Annotated in this window: 18 protein-coding genes; 9 read left to right on the top strand and 9 right to left on the bottom strand. The window is 66.9% G+C overall.

Annotated features, from left to right (window positions below; all coding sequences use genetic code 11):
* Nucleotides 1-116: 116 nt before the first annotated feature.
* Nucleotides 117-2,459 (bottom strand): DNA translocase FtsK 4TM domain-containing protein, encoded by a 2,343-nt coding sequence (locus tag ACWIKC_RS00890; RefSeq protein WP_454598262.1) that lies wholly within the window; start codon nt 2,457-2,459, stop codon nt 117-119.
* Nucleotides 2,460-2,558: 99 nt separating this feature from the next.
* Nucleotides 2,559-3,125, bottom strand: a complete 567-nt coding sequence (locus ACWIKC_RS00895) for a thiamine phosphate synthase (RefSeq protein ID WP_454598263.1) — start codon at nt 3,123-3,125, stop codon at nt 2,559-2,561.
* Here ACWIKC_RS00895 and ACWIKC_RS00900 point away from each other — a divergent pair.
* Nucleotides 3,124-3,819 (top strand): YggS family pyridoxal phosphate-dependent enzyme, encoded by a 696-nt coding sequence (locus ACWIKC_RS00900; protein WP_454598264.1) that lies wholly within the window; start codon nt 3,124-3,126, stop codon nt 3,817-3,819. The genes ACWIKC_RS00895 and ACWIKC_RS00900 overlap by 2 nt on opposite strands.
* A gap of 84 nt (nt 3,820-3,903) precedes the next feature.
* On the opposite strand, the gene ACWIKC_RS00905 is transcribed toward ACWIKC_RS00900, so the two are convergent.
* The 3 genes from ACWIKC_RS00905 to ACWIKC_RS00915 form a co-directional block, all read right to left on the bottom strand.
* On the bottom strand, nt 3,904-6,657 hold the full coding sequence (locus tag ACWIKC_RS00905; protein WP_454598265.1) for a TonB-dependent receptor: 2,754 nt from the start codon (nt 6,655-6,657) through the stop codon (nt 3,904-3,906).
* A gap of 101 nt (nt 6,658-6,758) precedes the next feature.
* Nucleotides 6,759-9,518 (bottom strand): [protein-PII] uridylyltransferase, encoded by a 2,760-nt coding sequence (locus ACWIKC_RS00910; RefSeq protein ID WP_454598266.1) that lies wholly within the window; start codon nt 9,516-9,518, stop codon nt 6,759-6,761.
* Complete coding sequence (locus ACWIKC_RS00915) at nt 9,515-11,206, bottom strand: class I adenylate-forming enzyme family protein (RefSeq protein ID WP_454598267.1); 1,692 nt, start codon at nt 11,204-11,206, stop codon at nt 9,515-9,517. The genes ACWIKC_RS00910 and ACWIKC_RS00915 overlap by 4 nt, the downstream gene beginning before the upstream one ends.
* Before the next feature lie 166 nt (nt 11,207-11,372).
* Between ACWIKC_RS00915 and lgt the strand changes: the two genes are divergently transcribed.
* The 3 genes from lgt to ACWIKC_RS00930 are packed head-to-tail and all read left to right on the top strand — an operon-like array spanning nt 11,373 to nt 13,775.
* A complete protein-coding gene (gene lgt, locus ACWIKC_RS00920) occupies nt 11,373-12,236 on the top strand; it encodes a prolipoprotein diacylglyceryl transferase (protein WP_454598268.1) in 864 nt (287 codons plus the stop codon).
* The gene (locus ACWIKC_RS00925; RefSeq protein ID WP_454598269.1) at nt 12,233-13,312 is read left to right on the top strand and encodes a class I SAM-dependent methyltransferase; all 1,080 of its coding nucleotides are present in this window, start codon (nt 12,233-12,235) and stop codon (nt 13,310-13,312) included. Before lgt ends, ACWIKC_RS00925 begins: the two co-directional genes overlap by 4 nt.
* A gap of 43 nt (nt 13,313-13,355) precedes the next feature.
* Nucleotides 13,356-13,775, top strand: a complete 420-nt coding sequence (locus tag ACWIKC_RS00930; RefSeq protein ID WP_454598270.1) for a DUF2147 domain-containing protein — start codon at nt 13,356-13,358, stop codon at nt 13,773-13,775.
* Here ACWIKC_RS00930 and ACWIKC_RS00935 read toward each other — a convergent pair.
* The 4 genes from ACWIKC_RS00935 to ACWIKC_RS00950 form a co-directional block, all read right to left on the bottom strand.
* Nucleotides 13,772-15,319 (bottom strand): glycine betaine ABC transporter substrate-binding protein, encoded by a 1,548-nt coding sequence (locus ACWIKC_RS00935; RefSeq protein ID WP_454598271.1) that lies wholly within the window; start codon nt 15,317-15,319, stop codon nt 13,772-13,774. The genes ACWIKC_RS00930 and ACWIKC_RS00935 overlap by 4 nt on opposite strands.
* Nucleotides 15,316-16,092, bottom strand: coding sequence for an ATP-binding cassette domain-containing protein (locus ACWIKC_RS00940; RefSeq protein WP_454598272.1), 777 nt, complete (start codon nt 16,090-16,092; stop codon nt 15,316-15,318). Before ACWIKC_RS00940 ends, ACWIKC_RS00935 begins: the two co-directional genes overlap by 4 nt.
* Complete coding sequence (locus ACWIKC_RS00945) at nt 16,089-16,595, bottom strand: hypothetical protein (protein WP_454598273.1); 507 nt, start codon at nt 16,593-16,595, stop codon at nt 16,089-16,091. Before ACWIKC_RS00945 ends, ACWIKC_RS00940 begins: the two co-directional genes overlap by 4 nt.
* Before the next feature lie 80 nt (nt 16,596-16,675).
* The gene (locus ACWIKC_RS00950; RefSeq protein ID WP_454598274.1) at nt 16,676-18,196 is read right to left on the bottom strand and encodes a sensor histidine kinase; all 1,521 of its coding nucleotides are present in this window, start codon (nt 18,194-18,196) and stop codon (nt 16,676-16,678) included.
* Between the two features lie 169 nt (nt 18,197-18,365).
* Here ACWIKC_RS00950 and ACWIKC_RS00955 point away from each other — a divergent pair, with 169 nt between their 5' ends.
* From ACWIKC_RS00955 to ACWIKC_RS00975, 5 genes are all read left to right on the top strand, one after another.
* The gene (locus ACWIKC_RS00955; RefSeq protein ID WP_454598275.1) at nt 18,366-19,535 is read left to right on the top strand and encodes an isovaleryl-CoA dehydrogenase; all 1,170 of its coding nucleotides are present in this window, start codon (nt 18,366-18,368) and stop codon (nt 19,533-19,535) included.
* Nucleotides 19,532-21,142 carry a carboxyl transferase domain-containing protein gene (locus ACWIKC_RS00960; RefSeq protein ID WP_454598276.1) on the top strand — a complete coding sequence of 537 codons (1,611 nt, stop codon included), beginning with the start codon at nt 19,532-19,534 and terminating at the stop codon, nt 21,140-21,142. The genes ACWIKC_RS00955 and ACWIKC_RS00960 overlap by 4 nt, the downstream gene beginning before the upstream one ends.
* Nucleotides 21,143-21,179: 37 nt before the next feature.
* Entirely contained in the window at nt 21,180-21,800 is a 621-nt protein-coding gene (locus ACWIKC_RS00965) for a lysophospholipid acyltransferase family protein (RefSeq protein ID WP_454598277.1), read from the top strand.
* On the top strand, nt 21,797-22,603 hold the full coding sequence (locus ACWIKC_RS00970) for a DUF1295 domain-containing protein (protein WP_454598278.1): 807 nt from the start codon (nt 21,797-21,799) through the stop codon (nt 22,601-22,603). Before ACWIKC_RS00965 ends, ACWIKC_RS00970 begins: the two co-directional genes overlap by 4 nt.
* Nucleotides 22,604-22,701: 98 nt before the next feature.
* Entirely contained in the window at nt 22,702-23,328 is a 627-nt protein-coding gene (locus ACWIKC_RS00975) for a hypothetical protein (RefSeq protein ID WP_454598279.1), read from the top strand.
* The last annotated feature ends 85 nt before the right edge of the window (nt 23,329-23,413 follow it).

The raw sequence follows: 23,413 nt of genomic DNA on the forward strand, positions 1-23,413 counted from the left end.
ATAATGTCTCCGATAGGCCGCGGCTCATCGCGCCCCTTCGGTTAGTGCAACCGAGGGTCCGGGCGATCGTTCCGGCGGTGCGACTGTCCGCGCGCCCGCATCCTCGCATCGCTCTCTCACATCGGGTTGCCATCGCGGTCGCGGAAGATTTCGCGGCGGCCGACGTGGTTGGAGGGGCCGACGAACCCGTCCTCCTCCATCCGCTCGACCCATTTGGCGGCGGTGTTGTAGCCGACCCCCATCTGGCGCTGGAGCCACGAGCCGCTGGCCTTCTGGTTCTCGAAGACGATCTGGCAGGCCTGGCGGTATTTGCGTTCCTCGGGGTTGTCGCTGGCGGTGAGCTCGTCCTCGAAGGAAAAGCCGCCGTCCTCGCTTTCCTCGGTGACCGCGTCGACATATTCGGGCTTGCCCTGCGCGCGCCAGTGGTCGGCGACCCGCTCGACCTCCTCGTCGCTGACGAAGGGCCCGTGGACGCGGACCATCGCGCCGGTGTTGGGCTTGTAGAGCATGTCGCCCTTGCCCAGCAGCTGTTCCGAACCCTGTTCGCCCAGGATGGTGCGGCTGTCGATCCGGCTGGTGACCTTGAAGCTGATGCGGGTGGGCAGGTTCGCCTTGATCACGCCGGTGATGACATCGACGCTGGGGCGCTGCGTCGCCATGATCAGATGGATCCCCGCGGCACGGCTCTTCTGGCTGAGGCGCTGGATCAGCACCTCGATCTCCTTGCCGACGGTGACCATCAGATCGGCCAGTTCGTCGACGATCAGCACGATCTGCGGCAGCACCTGATAGTCGAGCTGCTCTTCCTCGTAGAGTTCCTCGCCGGTCTCGGCGTCGAAACCGGTCTGGACGCGGCGACCGAGCGGGGTGCCCTTGGCGGCGGCGCTGCGGACCTTTTCGTTGAAGGCGTTGATGCTGCGCGAATTCACGCTCGACATCATCCGGTAGCGATTTTCCATCTCGCCCACCGCCCATTTGAGCGCGCGAACCGATTTGTGCGGCTCGGTGACCACCGGGCTGAGCAGGTGCGGGATGTCGTCGTAGCTCTTGAGCTCTAGCACCTTGGGATCGATCAGGATCAGCCGGCACTCGGCTGGCGTGAAGCGGTAGAGCAGGCTCAAGAGGATGCAGTTGAGCCCGACCGACTTGCCCGAGCCGGTGGTGCCCGCGACCAGCAGATGCGGCATCGCGGCGAGATCGGCGACGATAGGCTCGCCCGCGATATTCTTGCCCAGGATCATCGGCAGATTGCCCGGCGCATCGGCGAAATCGGCGGAAGAGGCGAGCTCCTTGAAGGAGATCGTCTGGCGCTCGGCATTGGGCAGTTCGATACCGATCACGGTCTTGCCCGGGATTGGCGAGACGCGCGCCGAGATCGCGCTCATGTTTCGCGCGATATCCTCGGCGAGGCCGACCACGCGGCTGGCCTTGATGCCGGGCGCGGGCTCGAGCTCGTACATCGTCACCACCGGGCCGGCGCGGACCGCAGTGATCTCGCCCTTGACGTTGAAATCGTCGAGCACGTTCTCGAGCAGTCTGGCGTTGCGCTCCAGCGCCATTTTATCGAGCTTCACAACGCTCTGCTCGGGGATGTCCTCGAGCAGTTCGAGCCCGGGGAGATTGTATTGCGCGAACATGTCGCGCTGCACCGGGGTGGCGGGCGAGGCGGCCGGACGAGGCGAGGCGGCGGGATCGGGGATCTCGGGGGCGCGGCGCGGTGCTGCGGGTTCGGCGATGCTCTCGCCGATGCTGTCTGCGGTGTCCGCGGCGCGCTCGCGGCGCTGCTTGCGCTTGGGCAGCGGAAAGCTGTCGCTATCGACGAAGCGCGGCGCGCGGCGGAGGAAATCGGGGAGGGTGAGGAATTGCGCCCAGTCGATCGCGAAGACGCGGGTGACCAGCGCGATCCCCCCAGCCAGCGCCAGCAGCGCCAGCGCACCGGTGATCCAGCCGTGGCTGCCCTCGGGGAAACGACCCGCGACGGCCTCGATCCCGCCGGCGCCGAGCAGGCCGAACAAGCCGCCATAGCCCGCAGGCAGCGCGCCGCCGCTCTCGTCGAAGCTGAGCGCGAGCACACTCGCGAGCAGTACCATCGCCAGCAACAGCAGCGCGAAGGGGGTCCACCAGCCGGATTCGCCGCCGCTGCTGTCGGTCTCGACATCGCGCCACAGCCGCCGCGCGGAAATATAGAGCAGCGGCAGCAGCAGCACGGTCGGCAGGCCGAAGAAATAGAGCGCGCGTTCCGAGGCCCAGGCGCCGCTCGCGCCCATCCAGTTGGCGATGTCGGTGCCCGCCGCAGCGGTCGAGGGGCTGGGATCGGTCTGCGAGTAGCTGGCGAGCGCGAGCGCGAGGAACAGCGTCGCCAGCGCGAGCAGCGCGGCACCCGACATCTGCACGGCACGGCGCAGCGAGCGGCGAAACACCGCGCGCCAGTCCGATTTCGCGAGCGCTCGCGTAGCCATGGGTAAGCCCTTCCGCTGTGCTTGAACCGCACTATGTCTCGCGGGCGAGTCCCGCGTCAAGCGTTCCGGGCTGGAGGGGGTGCGGAGGGGAAGCTGCGCTCAGTTGGCGGTGAGGCCATCGATGGCAGCCCAGCTGGGCCAGCCGAGTTGGCGCGCACGGCCTGCATCCATCCCGCCCAGCGCGATCACTGGGAGCGGTGAACGGCTGACGAGCGCGTGGAACTGCGTTGCGCCCAATGCCTTGCCACCGGGATGCGAGCGGGTGGCGAAGACCGGGGAGAGCATGATGGCATCGGCGCCAGCGTCTGCTGCAGCCACGATTTCGGCTTCATCATGCGCGGTGGCAATGGCCAGAACTCCGGCCCCGGCGATCTGCGCGGCCGAGCCATAGACCCCGTCGGCGCCCCATTCCCTCGCATGCGCCGGATCGTCGGACAGCACGACAAGGTGGCCGCGCTCGCGGGCCAGCGCCGCCAGCGCAGCGAAGCGCGCGCGGCGCTCCCCGTCGGCGAGGTGATAATGGCGAAAGACGAAGCCCGAGCCAGGCGGCAGCGCGGCGAGGCTTTGCTCGAGCGCCGCATCGTTGCGCGCATCGGAGAGCAGCCACAGGTCGGGCAAGGTCGGGGTCTGGTCAGGGGCCACGGTCACGCTATAGCGCGCCGTCATGGAGACGCCACGCACCCCGCTCGCCGAAATCCCCCTTGTTGAAATTAAGGGCCGTATCGCCAAGGCCTGCGCCATCGCGCGACGCAAACCCGAGGACGTCACGCTGATCGCGGTCAGCAAGACGCATCCTGCCGCGCGGATCGAACCGCTGCTCGAACAGGGCCAGCGCGTCTTCGGCGAGAACCGGGTGCAGGAGGCGCAGGACAAATGGCCGGACTTGCGCGAACGCTTTCCCGATGCCGAGTTGCACCTGATCGGCCAGTTGCAGTCCAACAAGGCCGAGGATGCCGCGCTGCTGTTCGACTGCATCCATTCGCTCGACCGGCCCAGCCTGTTGAAGGCGCTGGCCAAGGCTTTCGACAAGACCGGGCGCCGGGTGCCGTGCTTCGTCCAGGTCGATGTCGGCGAGGAGGAGCAGAAGGGCGGATGCCCGATCAAGCAGCTGCCCGACCTGCTGGCGCAGGCGCGCGCTGCGGATATCCCGCTTGCCGGGCTGATGTGCCTGCCGCCGCAGGATATCGAGCCCGCGCCGTTCTTCGCGCTGCTCGACAAGCTCGCGCGCGATCACGGGCTGGCGGACGAACAGCCCTGGGGCCGCAGCATGGGGATGAGCGGCGATTTCGAGACCGCGATCCAGCTTGGCGCCACCCATGTCCGCATCGGCAGCGCGCTGTTCGGCGAGCGCGGCACCTAAGCCACCCTTAGAGATACCAGAACCCGCAAACGAAAAGGGGCGCCCGAGAGCGCCCCTTTCCCATTGTGCGTGTCTGGTCCGGGCTCAGAACTTGCCGCGCACCGTGATGCCGTAGGTCCGCGGTTCGGCGAGGAAGGCCGAATAGGTCTGTTGCGGCGCGACGAACGGGGTGTTGAAGGCGACCTGCGTGTAGTCCTTGTCGAACAGGTTCTGCACCCAGCCTTCGATCGAGAAGCGGTCGGCGATGTTGGTGATGCCGACGCGGCCGTTGACGATCACATAGCCGTCCTGCTCCTTGCCGAACAGCAGGTCCGAACCGGTGTTGTAGTCGCCGGTCATGCGCGCGTTGAGGAAGAACAGGCCCTCCATCCCGCTGTTGCCGATCGGCGGCGTCCAGGTGACCGACGAAGTCGCCACCAGTTCGGGCGCGTTGGAAAGGTTGTCGCCGGGCAGCAGGCGCAGCGCCGGGTCGAGCGGCGTGCCTGTGTCGTTGCCGATCAGCTCGTTCTCGTAGCTGCTGTCGGTATAGGTGAGGCCGAGCGAGAAATTCAGATCCTGGATCGGCTGGAGATAGGCTTCCATTTCCACGCCCTGCGAGACGACGCCCGGCACTACATTGTCGACGGCGCAAGCACCGGTGGCGGCGCTCGCATCTCTATCCGCCCCGCCCAGCGATGCGCTGCAGGCATTGACGTTCTGCACCAGGAAGACCGAACCGTTGAAGGTGTTCAGCTGGAAATTGGTGAATTCCTGCCGGAACCCGGCGAGGCTGATACCGAATTCGCGCGTCGCATATTTGGCGCCGATTTCGTAGGCGGTGACCGTCTCCTCGGCGAACTGAAGCGAGGAGGGGTCGATTGCGGCGACCCTGAAGGTCACCGGATTGCCCAGCGCCGAGCGGTCGAGGTTGAAACCCCCCGCCTTGTAGCCGCGCGAGTAGGACGCGTAGGTCAGCAGGTCGGGGGTGGGTTTCCAGCTCAGGATCGCGGTGCCGGTGAATTCGTCCTCGTCGCGGGTGTCGGAAATCGACACGCCGTTGAGTTCCGCGGTCGAATTGCCCTGGCAGGAAAGGGAAATGAGGCCGCCAGCAAGTCCACCGAGTGGGGCGAGATCCGGAACACCGTCCCCATTGGTGTCGACGGACGGCACCAGCAGGCCACCCAACAGCGCGCGGTTCTGCGGACAGATGGTGTTGTCATTGCCAAAGGTGGCGTCGAAATCCTTGGTCTCGTTGGTGTAGCGCAGCCCCAGGGTCAGATCGAGCGTATCGGTCAGATGCACGATATTGTGGGTGAAGACCGCGAAGTTCGTGCTCGTCTGGTTGTAGACATCGCCCGTTCCGCCGAGATCGTTGACCCGCGAGAGGTTGTTGAGACCGGCGAGGATCAGCGGCGTGGCCGGACCGAAGGCACCCGCCCCGGCAGTGAGGGCCGCGGCGTTGGGACCGAGGCAGTTCTGCGCACTCGGGTTCACCAGCGCGGGATTGATGGCGATAGCGATGCGGCAGCTGACGAAGGTGCCGTAGTCGTTGCCGAACCGCAGATTGTCGCGCACTTCCAGCTTCTCATTGGCGTAATAGCCGCCGACAAGCCAATCGAGGCGGTCGTTGAAGGCCGTACCGGCGAGGCGCAGTTCCTGGGTGAAGGTCTTGAACCCGCGGGCACCGGCATTGGGGCCGGGTGCGCGATAGAGGATGTCGACCTGAGTGTAGTCGGTATCCGAACCCTGGCTGTTGTCATATTCGCGATAGGCGGTGATGGAGGTCAGCGAGGCACCGCCGAAATCCCAGCTCAACTCGCCCGACACCCCGTAATCCTCGGTCTCGCCTTCGAAGCTGCGGCCCGGGGTGACGTAGATATTGCGGTTGAAGGTGCTCTGGTTGAGCGAAGCCGGGTTCTGGCCGAGGCCGATCAGGACCGGGACGATCGGGTTGGCGGTGCTGGTCAGGGCCGGGGCGTTGCCGACCGGACGCGTGAAGGGATCGAGGGCTGGCGAGACTCGTGCCAGCGGCGCGAAATCGGGCTGGACGAAGGTGGCGGCGCAGCAGGCCTCATCCTTCTTCGAATAATCGCCGATCAGCCGGAAGCTGATGTCCTCGGTCGGCTCGAACAGCACCTGCGCGCGGACCAGGTAACGGTCGCGGTTGTTGATGTCGGTGTTGTTGACCACATCATTGTAGAAACCGTCGCGCTTGAAATAGACGCCGTCGACGCGCGCAGCGATCGTATCGCTCAGCGGCGCGTTGAGGCCCGCTTCGACACGGATCGCGTCGAAATTCCCGTAGGTGAAGGCCCCATAGGCCTCGAAACCGAATTTGGGCGGCGCGGTGTAGATGCTGATGACGCCGGCAGAAGCGTTGCGCCCGCCCAGCGTGCCCTGCGGGCCGCGCAGGACTTCCACCCGGTCGAGCGGACCGAGTTCCGACAAGGCATTGCCCGAACGCGAACGATAGACGCCATCGACGAACACCGCGACCGAGCTTTCGAGCCCGGGGTTGTCGCCGACCGTGCCGATGCCGCGAATACGCGCCGAACCATTGGCTTCATTGCCGGTTGAGGAAACCAGCAGCGAGGGCGCGACCTGGGTCAGTTCGCGGATGTCGGTGGTGCCCGAATTCGCGAGCGTCTCGGCGGAGACCGCGGAGACCGCGACCGGCACATCGGCAAGCACCTGCGAGCGCCCTTGTGCGGTCACGATGATGACGTTGCGATCCTCGACGTCGGCATTCTCGACGAGATCGTTTCCGGTCTGGTCCTGCGCCATCGCGGTGGCCGGGGCGAGCGCGGCGCCCGCACCGAGTAGGGCGAGCACGCGCAGCGATGCGAAACGGGTTTTCATTGGCTTCTCTCTCCTGGTTCAACTTTTATGCTTTTATCTTTTGTGACGCGCATCCCTAGCTACGCGCATGGAAGTTGCAAGACTCCCCCGACAAACGGGTGTTACGCATCTTCCAACCGTGCCTGTAATGCATCACTTGCCGCTTCGAGCAGCGCATCCTCTATCCGCACCAGGCGCGCTTCGGCGGTGATCTTCGAGCCGGTGACATCGGTGACATAGAAGGTATCGACCGCGCGTTCGCCATAGGCGGTGACATGCGCCGAATGGACCACCAGCCCTTCCTCGAACAGCGTCCGCGCCAGCCGGTTGAGCAGCGCCGAACGGTCGCGGGCGTTGACCTCGATCACGGTGAAGCGGTTCGAAGCCTTGTTGTCGAACAAGACGCGCGGATCGACATCGAAGGCCTTGGAGCGGTGGTGGGGCAGCGGGCGCTGCGCCAGCCGCGGCTCGAGCGCGATGCGGTTGGCGAGCGCGTCCTCGATCGAGCGTTCGATCCGCTTGAGCTGGTTGGCTTCGCGGAACGGACGCCCGTGCGGATCCTGGATCAGGAAATTGTCGACCGCCCAGCCTGAGCGGGTGGTGTGGATCCGCGCATCGATGATGTTGGCGCCCGCCAGATGGATCCCGCCGGCGATGCGGTAGAACAGTCCGGGGTGGTCGGCGGCGATCACCGTCACCAGCGTCGCCCCGCGCTCCTCGTAATATTCGCAATGGATCGAGAGCTTGTGATCGGCGTTCCGCGCCGCCTCGAAATGGACCAGATTGAGCGCGACGATATCGGGCGCCTCGGCGATCCAGTAGGAATCGTCGAAGCGCAGGCCGACGCTGTTTGCCAGATCGGCGCGCTCGCCGAGCAGTTCGGCGACCTCTTCGCGCTTGGCCGCCACACGGACCTCGCGGCCGTGGCGCGCATGGCCCAGCCGCAGCCGCTCCTGCCCGGTGTCGAACAATTCGCCCAGCAGCTGGCCCTTCCAGCTGTTCCACACGCCTGGCCCGACCGCGCGGATATCGACCGCGGTGAGGATGGCGAGATGGCGCAGCCGCTCGACCCCCTGCACCTTTGCCACGAAATCCTCGATCGTCTTGGGATCGGTCAGGTCGCGCTTGAAGGCGGTGGCGCTCATCAGCAGGTGCTCGCGCACCAGCCAGGCGACCAGATCGGTCTCGGCGCTGGTCAGCCCGAAGCGCGGGCACAGCTCCTGCGCGACCTCGGCGCCGAGCACCGAATGGTCGCCGCCGCGCCCCTTGGCGATATCGTGGAGCAGCGCCGCGACATAGGCGACGCGGCGGCTCGAGACCTGGTGGATCAGCCGCGAAGCGCGCGGATGGTCCTGTTTCAGCTCGCCCTTCTCGATCCGGCTGAGCAGCCCGATGGCGCGGATGGTGTGTTCGTCCACCGTGTAATGGTGATACATGTTGAACTGCATCTGCGCGTTTACGCGGCCGAAATCGGGCACGAAGCGCCCCATCACCCCGGCCTCGTTCATCCAGCGCAGCACGGCTTCGGGGTCCTTGCGTCCCGCCAGCAGCTCGAGGAACAGCGCATTGGCACGCGGGCTTTCACGGACATTGTTGTCGATCAGCCCGCTGTCGCGGCTCGCCTGGCGCATGGTCTGGGGATGGATCTCGAGCTGTTCTGCCTCTGCCAGCTGGAACAGCTCGATCAGCCGCACCGGCTCCTTGCGGAACCAGTCGTCCGAAGGCGCGGCGATCTTGCCGCCGTGGACGCGGTATCCCTTGACCTCGCGCGGGCGGGCGCGGAACCCGGCGAAGAAGCCGCTGCGCTGGCTCTTCTGCGCGAACTGGTCGTCGATATGCGAGAGGAACACGCCGGTCAGGCTGCCGACGCGTTTGGCCTGGAGGAAGTAGAACTGCATGAAGCGCTCGACCGCGCTCTTGCCGGGGCGGTCGGCGAAATTCATCCGCTCGGCGATCTGGCGCTGGAAATCGAAGGTCAGCCGGTCCTCGGCGCGACCGGTGATCTGGTGGAGATGGCAGCGCACCGCGAGCAGGAAGCGCTCGGCGCGGCGGAAGCTGCGGTATTCGTCGCTTGTGAACAGCCCGACATCGACCAGTTCCGAAGCGCTGCGGACCTGGTGAATATATTTGCCGATCCAGTAGAGCGTCTGGAGATCGCGCAAGCCCCCCTTGCCCTCCTTGATATTGGGCTCGACGACATAGCGGCTGTCGCCCATGCGGCGGTGGCGCGCATCGCGCTCGGCCAGCTTCTCGCGCACGAACTGGCGCCCGGTGCCATGCGCGACCTCGGCCCAGAACCGCCGCGCCGCCTCGTCGTAGAGTGCCTCGTCGCCCCAGATGTAGCGCGCCTCGAGCAGCGCGGTGCGGATCGTCAGATCCTCGCGCGCCAGCCTGGTGGCCTCGTCGACCGAGCGGCTCGAATGGCCGACCTTGAGCCCCAGATCCCACATCAGATAGAGCATCGCCTCGATCACCTGCTCGCACCAAGGCGCGCGGCGTTCGGGGGTGAGGAAGGCGATATCGACATCCGAATGCGGCGCCATCTCGGCACGGCCGTATCCCCCCACCGCCATGATCGCGATCCGTTCGGCGGAGCTGCGGTTGGCGGCGGGGTAGAGATGGGTGGTGACATGATCGAACAGCACCCGGACGAGCTGGTCGATCAGGAAGGCGTAGCCATTGGCGCAGGCATGGCCCGCCGAAGGGGCCGCCTCGAGCCTACGGGCGAGTTCGGCGCGGCCCGAATCGAGCGCCTCGCGCAGCGCCTCGACGATTCGCGGCCGCGCTTCACCGCCCCCCGCTTCCGCCAGCACCGCGATTGCGGCGGCGAGCTTGCGCCGGTCGATGATCGCGCGCTGGTCGGGAAGCTTGGTGGCCGTCACGCGTCGACGAAATCCTTGGCAAAGGTCGCGCGCACGGTGCGCTTGTCGACCTTCTGCGTGCCCAGCCGCGGCAGGGTCTCCTCGGCCACCCAGATGTGCTGCGGCTGCTTGAAGGGCGCGATGCGGGTCTTGAGGAAATCGCGCAGTTCGTCGGCGGTCAGGCTGCTGCCCGGCTTGGGCAGGAACACCGCTGCGGGGATTTCGCCATAGCGTTCGTCGGGCAGGCCGAAGACCGAGCATTCGGCGACATCGGGATGCGCGTAGATGGCGTCCTCGACCTCGATGCAGGTGATGTTCTCGCCGCCGCGGATGATGATGTCCTTCTTGCGGTCGACGATATAGAGATAGCCGTCCTCGTCGAGCTTGCCGAGATCGCCGGTGCGAAAATACATGTCGTCGGTGAAGGCCGCCTCGGTTGCCTCGTCGTTGTTCCAATAGCCGATGAAATTGCACACCGAGCGGATGCAAACTTCGCCGATATCGCCTTGGGCCACGGCGTTGCCGTCATCGTCGAGGATCGCGAGATCGACCAGCGGGCGGCTGGGCTTACCGGTGCTGGTCGGCTTGGCGAGATAGTTCTCGTTGAAATTGCCGCAGCCCACGCCGTTGGTTTCGGTCAGCCCGTAACCCAGCAACGGGAAGCCGGCGGGGAAGGCTTCCTTGATCTTCGAGACATGCTCGGCCGGGCGCGGCGCGCCGCCGGCGGCGAGCCCGGTGCAGCTCGACATGTCGAACTGGTCGCGCTCGGGATGGCTGGCCATTTCGTAGGTCATCAGCGGGACCCCTGCGAAATAGCTGACCTTTTCCTGCTCGATCAGCCGCATCGCCTCGCGGGCATCCCATTTGGGCATCAGCACGATCTTGCGCCCCAGCGCAAAGCTCTGGAGGAACAGCGGCACTTCGCCGGTGACGTGGAACAGCGGCACCGCGAGCAGAGCGCAGGCCTGGCTGGTAGGCGCGTCGCCCGAGGCGTTGAGGTAGCTGAACGCCATCAGCGATTGCAGCGCATAGCTCATCGCTCCGTGGACGACCCCGCGATGGTCCGAATAGGCGCCCTTGGAGCGGCCGGTCGAACCCGAGGTGAAGAGAATGGTCGCCAGATCGTCGGGGCCCAGTTCGGGCAGCGTGACCGCGGCGGGATCGCCCCAGATATTGGCGAGCCCTTCTGACGAAGGCTGGTCGTGCCGGATGCGGACGAGCTCGGCGGTGAGCGCGACGCCCTCGAGCCGTTTGAAGCGCGCGCCATCGGCGAGCAGCAGCTTGGATTCGACCAGTGCGACTTGCTCGGCCAGTTCCTCGCCGGTCGAGAAGCCGTTGAGCAGCGTGGCGCAGCCCCCCGCCATCAGCACGCCCAGATAGGTGATGATCCAGTTGGCCGAATTGCGCGCGCCGATCGCGACGCGGTCGCCCTTCTGGACGCCGTGATCCTTGACCAGCCCGGCAGCGACATGGCGCGCCATGGCGAAGGTCTCGCCGAAGGTCAGGCGGTGATCGCCATCGACCAGGAAGACTGCATCCTTATGCTCGTTGCAGTAATGCGCGATGTAATGGACCATGCTCGGCGGCGCGTTCTTGAGCGCCGGCATTTCCACCCCGTTGCGGGTGAACGGCACCGTCTCGGCCGGGGCGCCGGGCGCGGTCAGCGTGTTCATGATCGTGTCGAGTGTCGTGTCGAGCGCGGTCGGCATGGGTATTCAGATCCTCTCCAGTGAGGGCGAATGCATCATTGCATTTCACCCGGGGCAAATTGCCCTGGCATGCGCAGGCTTTCCCGAAACCGCGCGCTATGCCACAAGCCGCGCCGCACGGGGTTCCATGCGCGGGCTCAGGCGCGGTCTCTAAGGGGATATCGATTTGTTGTCACTACTCGCCGCGACCGGGGCCGAGCCGATCCAGTGGGCCGAGCTGGGGCTGAGGCCCTATCTGTTCTCGATCGGTTCGTTCCAGCTGCGCTACTACTCGCTCGCCTATCTGGGCGGGATCCTGCTGGGCTATTGGCATCTGTCGCGGATGGTGCGCGCGCCGGGCGGGCCGATGGCGCAGCGCCATGTCGACGACCTGTTCTTCTATTGCACGCTCGGGATCATCCTCGGCGGTAGGCTGGGCTATGCCGCCTTCTACAAGCCCGAGCTGTTCGGCGGCCTCGAACTGTTCCAGCTGTGGACCGGCGGGATGAGCTTCCACGGCGGGGTGCTCGGGGTGCTGGCGGCGATCGCTTTCGTGTCATGGCGCGGCAAGCTCAACTGGCTGCGGGTGTGCGACTATATCGCGGTCAACGTGCCCTTCGGCATGTTCTTCGGGCGGCTGGCCAATTTCATCAATGGCGAGCTTTACGGCCGCCCGACCGACGTGGCGTGGGCGATGGTGTTCCCCAGCGATCCACTCGGGCTCGCGCGCCATCCCAGCCAGCTCTATCAGGCGGCACTCGAGGGACTGCTGTTGATCGCGATCCTGTTGCCGCTGTTCTGGTTCACCCGCGCGCGTTACCGCCCCGGCCTGCTGGTCGGCGTGTTCACCGTCGGTGTGTCGCTGGCGCGGTTCGTCAACGAATTCTTCCGCGAGCCCGATGCGCATCTCGCCTATGTGGTGGTCGAATCGGGGCTGTCGCGCGGCCAGTGGCTGTCGCTGCCGATGATCGCGGTGGGGCTGGCGGTGATCGTCTACAGCCTGACGCGGAAGGCCAACGACCGGTCCTCTGCCCAGCGCACCGTCGTTTGAGCGGAGCCGGTAAAACCGACCTTGCGGACAGTTTCGCGCGGCTGATTTGCAGCGATGGGCCGATGCCCGTGGCGCGCTTCATGGGCGAGAGCAATGCGCGCTATTACGCTGCGCGCGACCCGCTGGGCGCGGCGGGCGATTTCGTCACCGCGCCCGATATCAGCCAGATGTTCGGCGAGATGATCGGGTTGTGGCTGGCGGATCTGTGGGTCCGCGCCGGGCGGCCCGAGGATTCGATCTATGCCGAGTTGGGGCCGGGGCGCGGCACGCTGGCGCGCGATGCGCTGCGAGTGATGCGCGGGCAGGGGCTGGTGCCGCAGGTCCATCTGGTCGAAGGCTCGCCAGCGCTGCGAAAGGTGCAGGCCGAAGCGATTCCGGGGGCCGTATTCCACGACGATATCGCCAGCCTTCCCGAAGGTTGCCCGCTGCTGTTGGTGGCCAATGAATTCCTCGACGCGCTGCCGGTGCGCCAGCTGGTACGGACAGAGGCGGGCTGGCGCGAGCGGATGGTGGCGCTGGCGGGGGAGGAGGCCGGGGAGGGGTTCGTTTTCACCGCCGGAACCCAGCCGATGGATGCCGCGGTGCCCGCGCACTGGCGCGATGCGCGCGTGGACACGCTGGTCGAGACCTGCCCCGGCGCCGCCGCGGCGATGGTGGAGGTCGCGCAACGGCTGACGACGCAGGGCGGCGCGGCGCTGTTCATCGACTACGGCCATCTCGCGCCGCGCGCCGGCTCGACGCTGCAGGCGGTGCGCGCGCATTCCAAGGTGGATCCGCTGGCGCTCCCGGGCGAAGCGGATATCACCGCGCATGTCGATTTCGCGATGCTCGCCGAGATCGCCAAGGCGGGCGGTGTCCCTTGGATCGCGGGCACCACGCAAGGAGCGTGGCTGACCGCGCTCGGGATCGATGCGCGCGCCCAGACGCTGGGTGGCAAGGCGCCCGAGCGCGCCGAGGAGGTTGCCGCCGCGCATCGCCGCCTCGTTCATGGCGACGACATGGGCGATCTGTTCAAGGTCTTGGCGCTGTCCGGGGGCGGATGGCCAGCGGGCGCCGGATTCGCGCCGCAAGCATGAGACCACGCACCACACCCGCTTTGCCACCCAGAAGGAATTGCCGATGAAATTCGCCTCTATCGCCCTTGCCGCTGCCGCCGCGTTGACTGCAGGACCCGCGATCGCCGCTGCGCCGATAACGGGCAATTGGGTGACCGAGGAGAAGGACGCGGTGATCGCGGTCGGGGAGTGCGGGCGCAGCTATTGCGGGAAGATCAGCCGTTTCCTGAAACCCCCGCCCGAGGGTGCCGGCCAGCGGGACGTCAACAATCCCGACCCCGCCAAGCGCAGTCGCCGCATTCTCGGAATGCCGGTCCTGACCAGTTTCACCGAGGACGGCGATGTCTGGCGCGGACGGATCTACGACCCCAAGAGCGGCAAGGACTACCGCTCGGTGGTGCGCCGGCTGGCGAACGGCAGGCTCGAGGTGAAGGGCTGCCTCGGCCCGTTCTGCCAGACGCAGGTCTGGACCAAAGCCAACTAGAGCCCGATCCGCCCCGCCAAATCGCGCGCGGCCTCGGCGGGCGAGCGCTTGTCCTCCATCCGGTCGACCGCGAAATTGGCCTCGCGCATCGCCGCGACGTCGATCGCGCCGAGCAGGGGTTCGAGCGCGGCCACCAGCCGGGGATCGCTTTGCGCCTCGGGGCCCAGCACGATCAACGCATCGTAGCTTGGTAGTGCCTCGCGCGGGTCCTCGAGCACCAGCAGCCTGTCCGCCGCGATCCGCCCATCTGAGGTATAGGCGCTGATCACATCGGCGCCGCCCGAGCGCAGTGCATTGTACATGAAGGTGGGAGAGAAATTACGTTGCCGCGCAAAGCGCAGGCCATAGGCTTCGCGCACCGCCACCCATTCGGGCCGCTCGAAGAATTCGGGATCGCCGCCAACGGTCAGGCGCGGGGCGACGCGCGCGAGATCGGCGAGGTTGCGCACGCCCAGTTCCTGCGCGCGGTCGGCGCGCATGGCGAAGGCATAGGCGTTCTCGAACCCCAGCCGGCCGAGGATGCGCGCGTCGCTGGTGTCGCGCTTCCATGCGACGATCGCATCGTACATCGCCTCGCGCCCGGGATTGTCCTCGCGGCGCATCTGGTTGGTCCACAGCGTGCCCGTGTAGTCGATCGCGACATCGATGGCCCCGGTGGTGACCGCGCTGTGGACCACCGCCGACCCCAGCCCGTCGCGATACTCCACCGCATAGCCCGCCTGTTCGAGCCGCTGGCCGATCAGCCGGGCGAGGATATATTGTTCGGAGAACTGCTTGGCGCCGATCACCAGGGTGTCGCGACTGTCGCCGCGCAAGGTGGGGGCGAATTGGGCCGCCAGCGCAGCGGCGATCCCCAGCAGCACCGCCGCTATCCCGCCCAGCCACAGCGCGCGGCGGCGCTGCGCGAAGCCGCGCTCGACCAGCCCCAGCAGCAGGTCGGCGCTGAGCGCCAGTCCGGCGGAAGCGAGGCAGCCGGCGAGCACCAGCGCCCAGTTCTGCGTCTGCAGCCCGGCGAAGATCGGATCGCCCAGGCTCTGCTGTCCGATGGTGGTCGACAGCGTCGCCGCGCCGATGGTCCAGACCGCCGCGGTACGGATACCCGCCATGACAAAGGGTGCGGCGAGCGGGGCCTCGACCAGCCGCAACTTCTGCCACTGGCTCATCCCGACCCCGTCAGCCGCTTCGATCACCCCGGGGTCGAGATTGGCCTGCGCGGTCACCGCATTGCGCAGGATCGGCAGCAGCGCATAGAGCGCCAGCGCCAGCAGCGCGGGGAGGAAACCCAGCGTAGGCAAGCCTTCGCCGAATACCGCGCGCAAGCTTAGCAGGATCGGGAAGAACAGCGCCAGCAGCGCCAGCGCGGGGATCGTCTGGACCAGGCTGGCGAACCCCAGCGCCACCCGCGACACGCTCTCCGAGCGACCCGCCCAGACCGCCAGCGGCAGCGCCATGGCGATCCCCAGTCCGATCGCTGCGGCCGAAAGCAGGACATGCGCGGCGAGCTCGTCGCCCAAACCCAGCAGCAGCGGCCAGAAATCACTCATGCCGCGCCCTCGCGTGTCATCTGTGCCAGCCGCCCGGCCTGGTCGCGCGGGACCGCGACGAGGCCCTGTGCCACGTCTCCCCCTTGGCCGGCGAGCAGCGCATGCGGCGCCTCGTCGGTGACGATCCGCCCGCCATCCATCACCAGCACCCGGCTGGCGAGCAGCAGCGCCTCGGCCATGTCGTGCGTTACCATCACCGTGGTCAGCGCGAGCCGCTCGTGCAATTCGCGCACCTTGTGCCCCAGCGCGGCGCGGGTGATCGGGTCGAGCGCGCCGAAGGGTTCGTCCATCAGCAGCAGATGCGGTTCGCCCGCCAGCGCGCGCGCTACCCCGACGCGCTGGCGCTGCCCGCCGGACAGCGCTTCCGGCAATCGCGCGGCCATGGCGGGTTCGAGCTCGACCAGTTCGAGCAATTGCGCGATCCGCTCAGATGTCAGCCTCTCGCCCGCCAGCCGCGGGCCGATCGCTATGTTCTCGCCCACGCTCATATGCGGGAACAACCCGATGCCCTGGAAGACGTAGCCGAGCTTGCGGCGCAGCGCGGCGAGCGGCAGCGATGCGGTGTCCTCGCCCTCGAACAGCACGCGCCCCGCATCGGGGACGACCAGCCGGTTGACCGTCTTGAGCAGTGTCGACTTGCCCGACCCCGAGGCCCCCACCAGCGCGACGAATTCGCCCGATGCGATGCTCAGCGATACCCCGTCGACCGCGCGGATCGCGCCGTAGCGGCGCCCGACGCGGTCGAACTCGAGCGCCGCCGGGGCGGGGTTCACGAGGCCGCGGCCGCCGCTGCTTCGCTGTCTTCGCGCCCGGTCTCGCCTTCGACCGGCGCTTCGGGCCGACGGTATTCGACGCTTTCGAGCTGGACCCGCCGCCCGCTGGCACTGGTGACGATCATATGACCCGACTGGTCCATCCGCTCGGGCCGCCAGCACTGGTCCAGCGAATCCTCGGCATCGGGGGTGAAGCAGATCCGGTCTTCCTCGTCGTATTCCCACGCCCCCTGCTGCCACGGGTCGCCATTGCGCATGTCGCGATAGCGACCGCCGGGATCGAGGAAGGTGGTGTAGAGCGCGCCGTTCTCGTCGCGCGCGCGCCAGGCGGTGCGCGAGAATTCATTGGGCAGCGGCGGCGGTTCGGGGGTGGGCGAGGCCTTGGCGCTGCCGCCCTTGGCCACGGTCTGCTGCGGGGTTTCGAGCGCTGCGCTCTGGTCCGATCCGTCGCTGCAGGCGCCCAGCAGGGTAAAACCGGTGAGGATGGCGATGGCGGATTTCATGGGTTTCTCCTTGGGCGCGCCCTGCATAGGAAACCCGCCCGGGAAACGCGACCCCTTCGCATGGGGGTCGGGCCGTGGTTTCAGTCGGCCGCTTCGACCGCCGCGCGCGACAGCGTCAGCGCGACACGCAGCGTATCGTCTTCGAAGCGGCGTTCGAACTGGCCATTTAGCTGGCCCTCGACCGCCATGCGCAGCAGCCGCGAGCCGAAGCCCTCGCCCGCGTCGTCGCGATCGCCCGGGCTCAATCCGTTTTCGAACCAGTCGGCGGTCACGGTGTCGTCGGCGGTGGCAATACGAATCGAGACCGAACCCGCTGCGCGGCCCAGCGCACCGTATTTGGCCGAATTGGTCGCCAGTTCGTGGAAGATCAGCGCCAGCGGGGTCGCCGCCTTTTCGCCGATCGTGCAATCGTCGCCGAGCACCGAAACCTTGCCGCCCTGCGCGTCGCGATAGGGTTCGAGCAGATCCTCCAGCAGCCCTTGCAGGCTGGACCCCTTGCGACCCTCGAAGGGGCGGACATAGTCATGCGCGCGGCCCAGCGCGCGGATCGTCGATTGCAGTTCGTCGGCGAATTCCCTGGCTTGCGGCCACGCGCGCGCGCGCACCGAAACCAGGCCCGAAACCACCGCGAAGATGTTCTTGATCCGGTGCGACAGCTCGCGCGCGAGCAGGTCGCGCGAATCGGACAGGCGGTGGAGATCGTCGATATCGACCGCAGCGCCGAACCAGGCTTCGGGCGGCTCGTCGCCGATCATTACCGGCCAGGCGCGCAGGATCATCCAGCGGTAGATCCCGTCGTGACGCATGACCTGCGCCTTGGCTTCCCAGCGCGAGGCGGTCTCGCGCGAGATCCGCCGCGCCTCGCGCACTTCCTCGAGATTGTCGGGATGGATCATCTGGGCGAAATCGATGGTGGCGAGATCGCTGGTCCCGCAATAGTCGAGGAACGGCTGGTTGGCGTAGTCGATACTCCCTTCGGCATTCGCGGCCCAGGCATAGACCGGGAGATGCTCGGCGAGCTGGCGCACGCGCTGTTCGCTGCGGCTGAGATGGGCATCGGCGGCGCGCGACTGGCGCTCGAATGTCAGCCGCCGCATCACCGCATCGGCGAGCACGCTCAGCCCTTCGGCCTGGAAATCGGTCAGCCCCCCGGGGCGCGGCTCCAAATCGATCACGCACAGCGCGCCCAGCGGCGTGCCTTCGCTCGATATCAGCGGCGCGCCGGCATAGAAGCGCACCCGCGGTTCGCCGATGACCAGCGGATTGTCGGCAAAGCGCGGGTCGAGAGTGGTGTCGGGTACGACCATCGGCGCGCGTTCGAGCATGGCATGCGCGCAGAAGCTTGTCGGGCGCGGGGTCTCGCGCTCGTCCACCCCTGTTCTCGCCACAAAACGCTGGCGGTGTTCCTCGACCACGGTGACCATCGAGACCGGTGCCGCGCACAATTGCGCGGCGAATTCGACGATCCGCTGCAGCTCGGGATCGTCCTCCACCGCGTCCACGCCATGCGCGGCGATCACCCGGGCACGGTCGCGCTCTTCCGATCGCGCGGGATCGGCGGGCTTGCGACTGGGCCAGAGGGGGAATCTTGCCAAGCTCATGGGCCGCAGCGCCATAGCGCAAGACCCCGATAAGGCAAGGATTTCGAATCATCGCGGGGCCCATCGCGGCTTGCCGTTTGCCCGCCGCCCGCAACCCCGCTATCGCGCCCCCGACAAGCGAGTGCCCCGCCGGAAACGGCCCGCAACGAGGCCCGCAACAGGAGCAGTTATGCGCGCGACCCCCGATTTCGATTTCCAGCTCGGCGAGAGCGGCGAGATGATCCGCGAGACGGTGGAGCGCTTCGCCGACGAACAGATCGCCCCGCTGGCGCAGAAGGTCGATCGCGAGGACTGGTTCCCGCGCGAGCTATGGGAGCCGATGGGCGAGCTGGGGCTGCACGGCATTACCGTGGCCGAAGCCGATGGCGGGCTCGGGCTGGGCTATCTCGAACACGTCATTGCGGTCGAGGAGGTCAGCCGCGCCAGCGCCTCGGTCGGGCTCAGCTACGGCGCGCATTCGAACCTGTGCATCAACCAGATCGCGCGCTGGGGCAATGACGAACAGAAGGCGAAATATCTGCCCAAGCTCGTCTCGGGCGAGCATGTCGGCAGCCTGGCGATGAGCGAGGCGGGTGCCGGTTCGGATGTCGTCTCGATGAAGCTCAAGGCCGAGCAGGTTGAGGGCGGCTATGTCCTCAACGGCACCAAGTTCTGGATCACCAACGCACCCTATGCCGATACGCTGGTGGTCTATGCCAAGACCGATACCACAGCCGGATCGCGCGGCATCACCGCCTTCCTGATCGAAAAGGACATGCCCGGCTTCTCGATCGGCCAGAAGATCGAGAAGGTCGGCATGCGCGGTTCTCCCACCGCCGAGCTGGTGTTCGACGATTGCGAGGTTCCGCAAGAAAACGTGATGGGCGCGGTCGGCGGCGGGGTCGGCGTGCTGATGAGCGGGCTCGATTACGAGCGCGTGGTTCTGTCGGGCATCCAGCTGGGCATCATGCAGGCCTGCCTCGACACGGTCATCCCCTATCTGCGCGAGCGCAAGCAGTTCGGAAAGCCGATCGGCAGCTTCCAGCTGATGCAGGCCAAGGTGGCGGACATGTATGTCGCGCTGCAATCGGCGCGCGCTTACACCTACGCCGTCGCCAAGGCGTGCGATGCGGGGCAGACCACGCGCTTCGACGCTGCGGGCGTGATCCTGCTGTCGTCGGAAAACGCCTTCCGCGTGGCCGCCGAAAGCATCCAGGCGCTGGGCGGCGCGGGCTATACGCTCGACTGGCCGGTGGAACGCTACATGCGCGACGCCAAGCTGCTCGACATCGGTGCGGGCACCAATGAAATCCGGCGGATGCTGATCGGGCGCGAGCTGATCGGGGCGAATTTTTCGTGACCGCACCCACTCTCACCTCCACGCTCGACCGCGACAGCGCCGAGGCGAAGGCGCGGTTTGCGCACAATAAGGCGCTAGCGGACGATCTGCGCGCCAGCGTTGCCGAGGCGGCGCTGGGCGGGCCCGAACGCAGCCGCGAGCGGCATGTCTCGCGCGGCAAGCTGCTGCCCCGCGAGCGGGTGGAGCGGCTGCTCGATCCGGGCTCACCTTTCCTCGAAGTGGGCCAGCTCGCCGCCAATGGGCTGTATGACGGTGACGACATCCCCGGCGCGGGCATGATCGCCGGGATCGGCCGCGTATCGGGGCGGCAGTGCATGATCGTGTGCAACGATGCCACCGTGAAGGGCGGCACCTACTACCCGATGACGGTCAAGAAGCATCTGCGTGCGCAGGAGATCGCGCAGGAGAACCGGCTGCCGTGCATCTATCTGGTCGACAGTGGCGGCGCCAACCTGCCGCATCAGGCCGAGGTCTTCCCCGATCGCGAGCATTTCGGGCGCATCTTCTTCAACCAGGCGAATATGTCCGCGCTCGGCATCCCGCAGATCGCCTGCGTGATGGGCAGCTGCACCGCGGGTGGCGCCTATGTGCCCGCCATGTCCGACGAGAGCGTGATCGTCCGCAATCAGGGCACGATCTTCCTCGCCGGACCGCCGCTGGTGAAGGCCGCGACGGGCGAGGAAATTTCGGCTGAGGACCTGGGTGGCGGCGACCTCCACGCAAAGAAATCGGGGGTGGTCGATCATCTGGCGGAGAACGACGAGCACGCGCTCACAATTGTGCGCGATATCGTCAGCCATCTGGGCGAAAACCCCGAGGAAGCGAAGGCGGTCGAGCTGCGCGAACCGGTCCCGCCGGTGTTCGACGCGGAGGACCTCTACGCCCTCGTCCCCGACGATGTCCGCGCGCCCTACGATGTCCACGAGGTAATCGCGCGGGTGGTCGACGGCAGCGAGTTCCACGAGTTCAAGGCGCATTACGGCAGCACGCTGGTGTGCGGTTTCGCGCATATCTGGGGGATGCCGGTGGCGATCCTCGCCAACAATGGCGTGCTGTTCTCCGAAAGCGCGGTCAAGGGCGCGCATTTCATCGAACTGGCGCAGCAGCGGCGCATCCCGCTGCTGTTCCTGCAGAATATCTCGGGCTTCATGGTCGGCGGCAAATACGAGGCCGAGGGGATCGCCAAGCACGGCGCCAAGCTCGTCACCGCGGTCGCCACTGCCACCGTGCCCAAGCTCACCGTGGTGATCGGCGGCAGCTTCGGTGCGGGAAATTACGGCATGTGCGGGCGCGCCTATGGCCCACGCTTCCTGTTCACCTGGCCCAATGCGCGGATTTCGGTGATGGGCGGCGAGCAGGCAGCAAGCGTGCTCGCCACGGTCCACCGCGATGCGGATGGCTGGAGCGAGGACGAGGCCGAGGCCTTCAAGGCCCCTATCCGGCAGAAATACGAGGACGAAGGCAATCCCTATTACGCCACCGCGCGGCTGTGGGACGACGGGGTGATCGACCCCGTGCAGACCCGAGACGTGCTCGGCCTGGCACTCGCCGCGACGCTCGAGGCGCCGATCCCAGAAAGGCCGCAATTCGGCGTGTTCCGGATGTGAGCCAGTCGCTCCCTCCGCGCCCGGGCGGAACCCCTCGATGACCCCGCGCAAGCCATCGCTGCTCTCGCGGCTGGTCATGCGCGTGCTGCTGGCTCTTTATCGCCGCAGGGGCTGGCAGCTCGAGGGCAGCCGCCCCGCCTGCGAAAAATTCGTCATCACCGGCGCGCCGCATACCTCGAACTGGGACTTCGTGTTCTTCCTCGGGGTGGCGGATGCGGTCGGGATCGCGCCCAGTTTCATGGGCAAGCACACGCTGTTCCGCTGGCCGTTCGGGCGCTTCATGCGCGATATGGGCGGGATCTCTGTCGATCGCAGCAAGCGCGCCAATTCGGTCGATCAGGTGGTCGCCGCCTTCGACCGCGCCGATGCCATGGCGCTGGTGGTCGCGCCCGAAGGTTCGCGCGGATCGAGCGGCGAATGGCGCTCGGGCTTCTACCAGATCGCGCTGAAAGCCGGGGTTCCGATCGTCCCTGCCTGGGTCGATCATGCCAACCGGCGCGGCGGGATGGGCGAGGCGATTATACCGAGCGGCGATTATCGCGCTGATCTGCTAAAGATCGCGGAATTCTACCGTGCCAAGCGCCCCGATTGCGGGCGTTTCGAACGGCTGGTGCAATCTTTGCGCGAGGACGACAAGCAGGGGGAAGGACCCGCATGATGATTATCGAGGCACTGCTGGCCAATGCGGCGATCCTGCTCGGGCTCGCGTTGATCCTTTGGGTGGTGGCGCTGCAAGTGAAGGATGTCTCCTTCGTCGATGCCTTCTGGGGTGGCGGGATCGCGCTGCTGGCCTTGCTCAGCTGGCTGCAACTGGCCGAGCCGGGTCCGCTGGCGACGCTGATGATGGCGATGGTGGTGGTGTGGGGCGTGCGGCTGGGACTGCATCTGTTGCTGCGCTGGCGCCGCGAGGGCGAGGACCCGCGCTATACGCATCTGCTGCGCGCGGACCGCGCCAGGGGGCGTTTCGCATGGGCCGCGCTGGTCAAGGTGTTCCTGCTCCAGGCGCTGCTGATGTTCGTGGTTTCGAGCCCGGCGCAATACGGCATTCTCGAGGCGAGCTGGGATCAGCCGGTCAGCGGGCTGGCGTTGGTCGGGCTGGCGCTGTTCGTCATCGGGATCGCATTCGAATGGATCGGCGACTGGCAGCTCGCGCGCTTCAAGGCGCGGCGCAGCGAAGAGACCGCGGTGCTCGACAGCGGGCTGTGGCGCTACACCCGCCATCCCAATTACTTCGGCGAGGCCTGCATCTGGTGGGGCATCTGGATCGCGGCGGCATCGGCGGGATGGTGGGTCGCTGCCTGGACCGTGATCGGACCGATCGTCCTCACCGCCCTGCTGGTCAGATGGTCTGGCGCGGCATTGCTCGAAAAGGGCATGATGAAGCGCAAGGGCGAAGCTTATGCGCGCTACCGGCGCCGCACCGCGGGTTTCGTGCCCCGTCCGCCGCGTTCGTCGGACTGACGCCAGCGCTCGACCGGCGGCGGGGATTGCAGCCGCGCTGCCTTTAAACCTTCGCAAGCTTGGGCTAGATGGAGCAGGCGACCAAGGAGGCGCGGCAAGTGACGAGGGAAGACAGGGCCCGCGAACGCGAACGGCTGGCGCAAATGGCGATCGAGCTGACCGGCAAGCGCGGTGCCGAGGTCACGCCCGAAATTCTCGCCGTCGAAGCCGGCCTGTCGCGTGCGCGGATCGATGCGCTGTTCCCGCAGGAAGGCGATTTGTTCGACGCCACCACCGAGCGCTGGTTCGCGCCGCATGTCGCGATGATGGAAGAGGTGGTCGCGAGCGACCTGCCGACGATCCGCAAATTCTACGAATTCTTCGCGCGTCGCTATCTTCACAACCGCACGGAATACCGCCGCGATCCCGAAGCCTTCGCGCTGCTGTGCGAACTGGGATCGCGCCGCTTCGAGCGGGTGCGCTCCTATATCGATCTGGCCGATCACTACCTGTGCGAACTGATCGCGCAGGCGCAGGTCGACGGCGCTTTCGAGGGGCTCGAGATCGACCAGGCGCTCTCGCTGATCAACCAGATGCTGGTCGCCTACACCCAGCCCGATGTGCTGATGATGCTCGACGAGCGGCTGAACGAGGACAAGCTCGCGGCGATCGTCGAAACCATGTTCGCCGGGCTGTCGGGCAAGGACCGCGGCGCGCGCGGTCTCTCGGGGCTGCGCGCCGCCTGAGGAACGCGCGGCCTGAGGAACGCACCGGCGCGATGCGGGTTTATCCCTGCAGGCCCGAGACGCCGCAGGCGCAGCCCGGGCCAAG

This window comes from Qipengyuania sp. SM2507 (assembly GCF_053714505.1).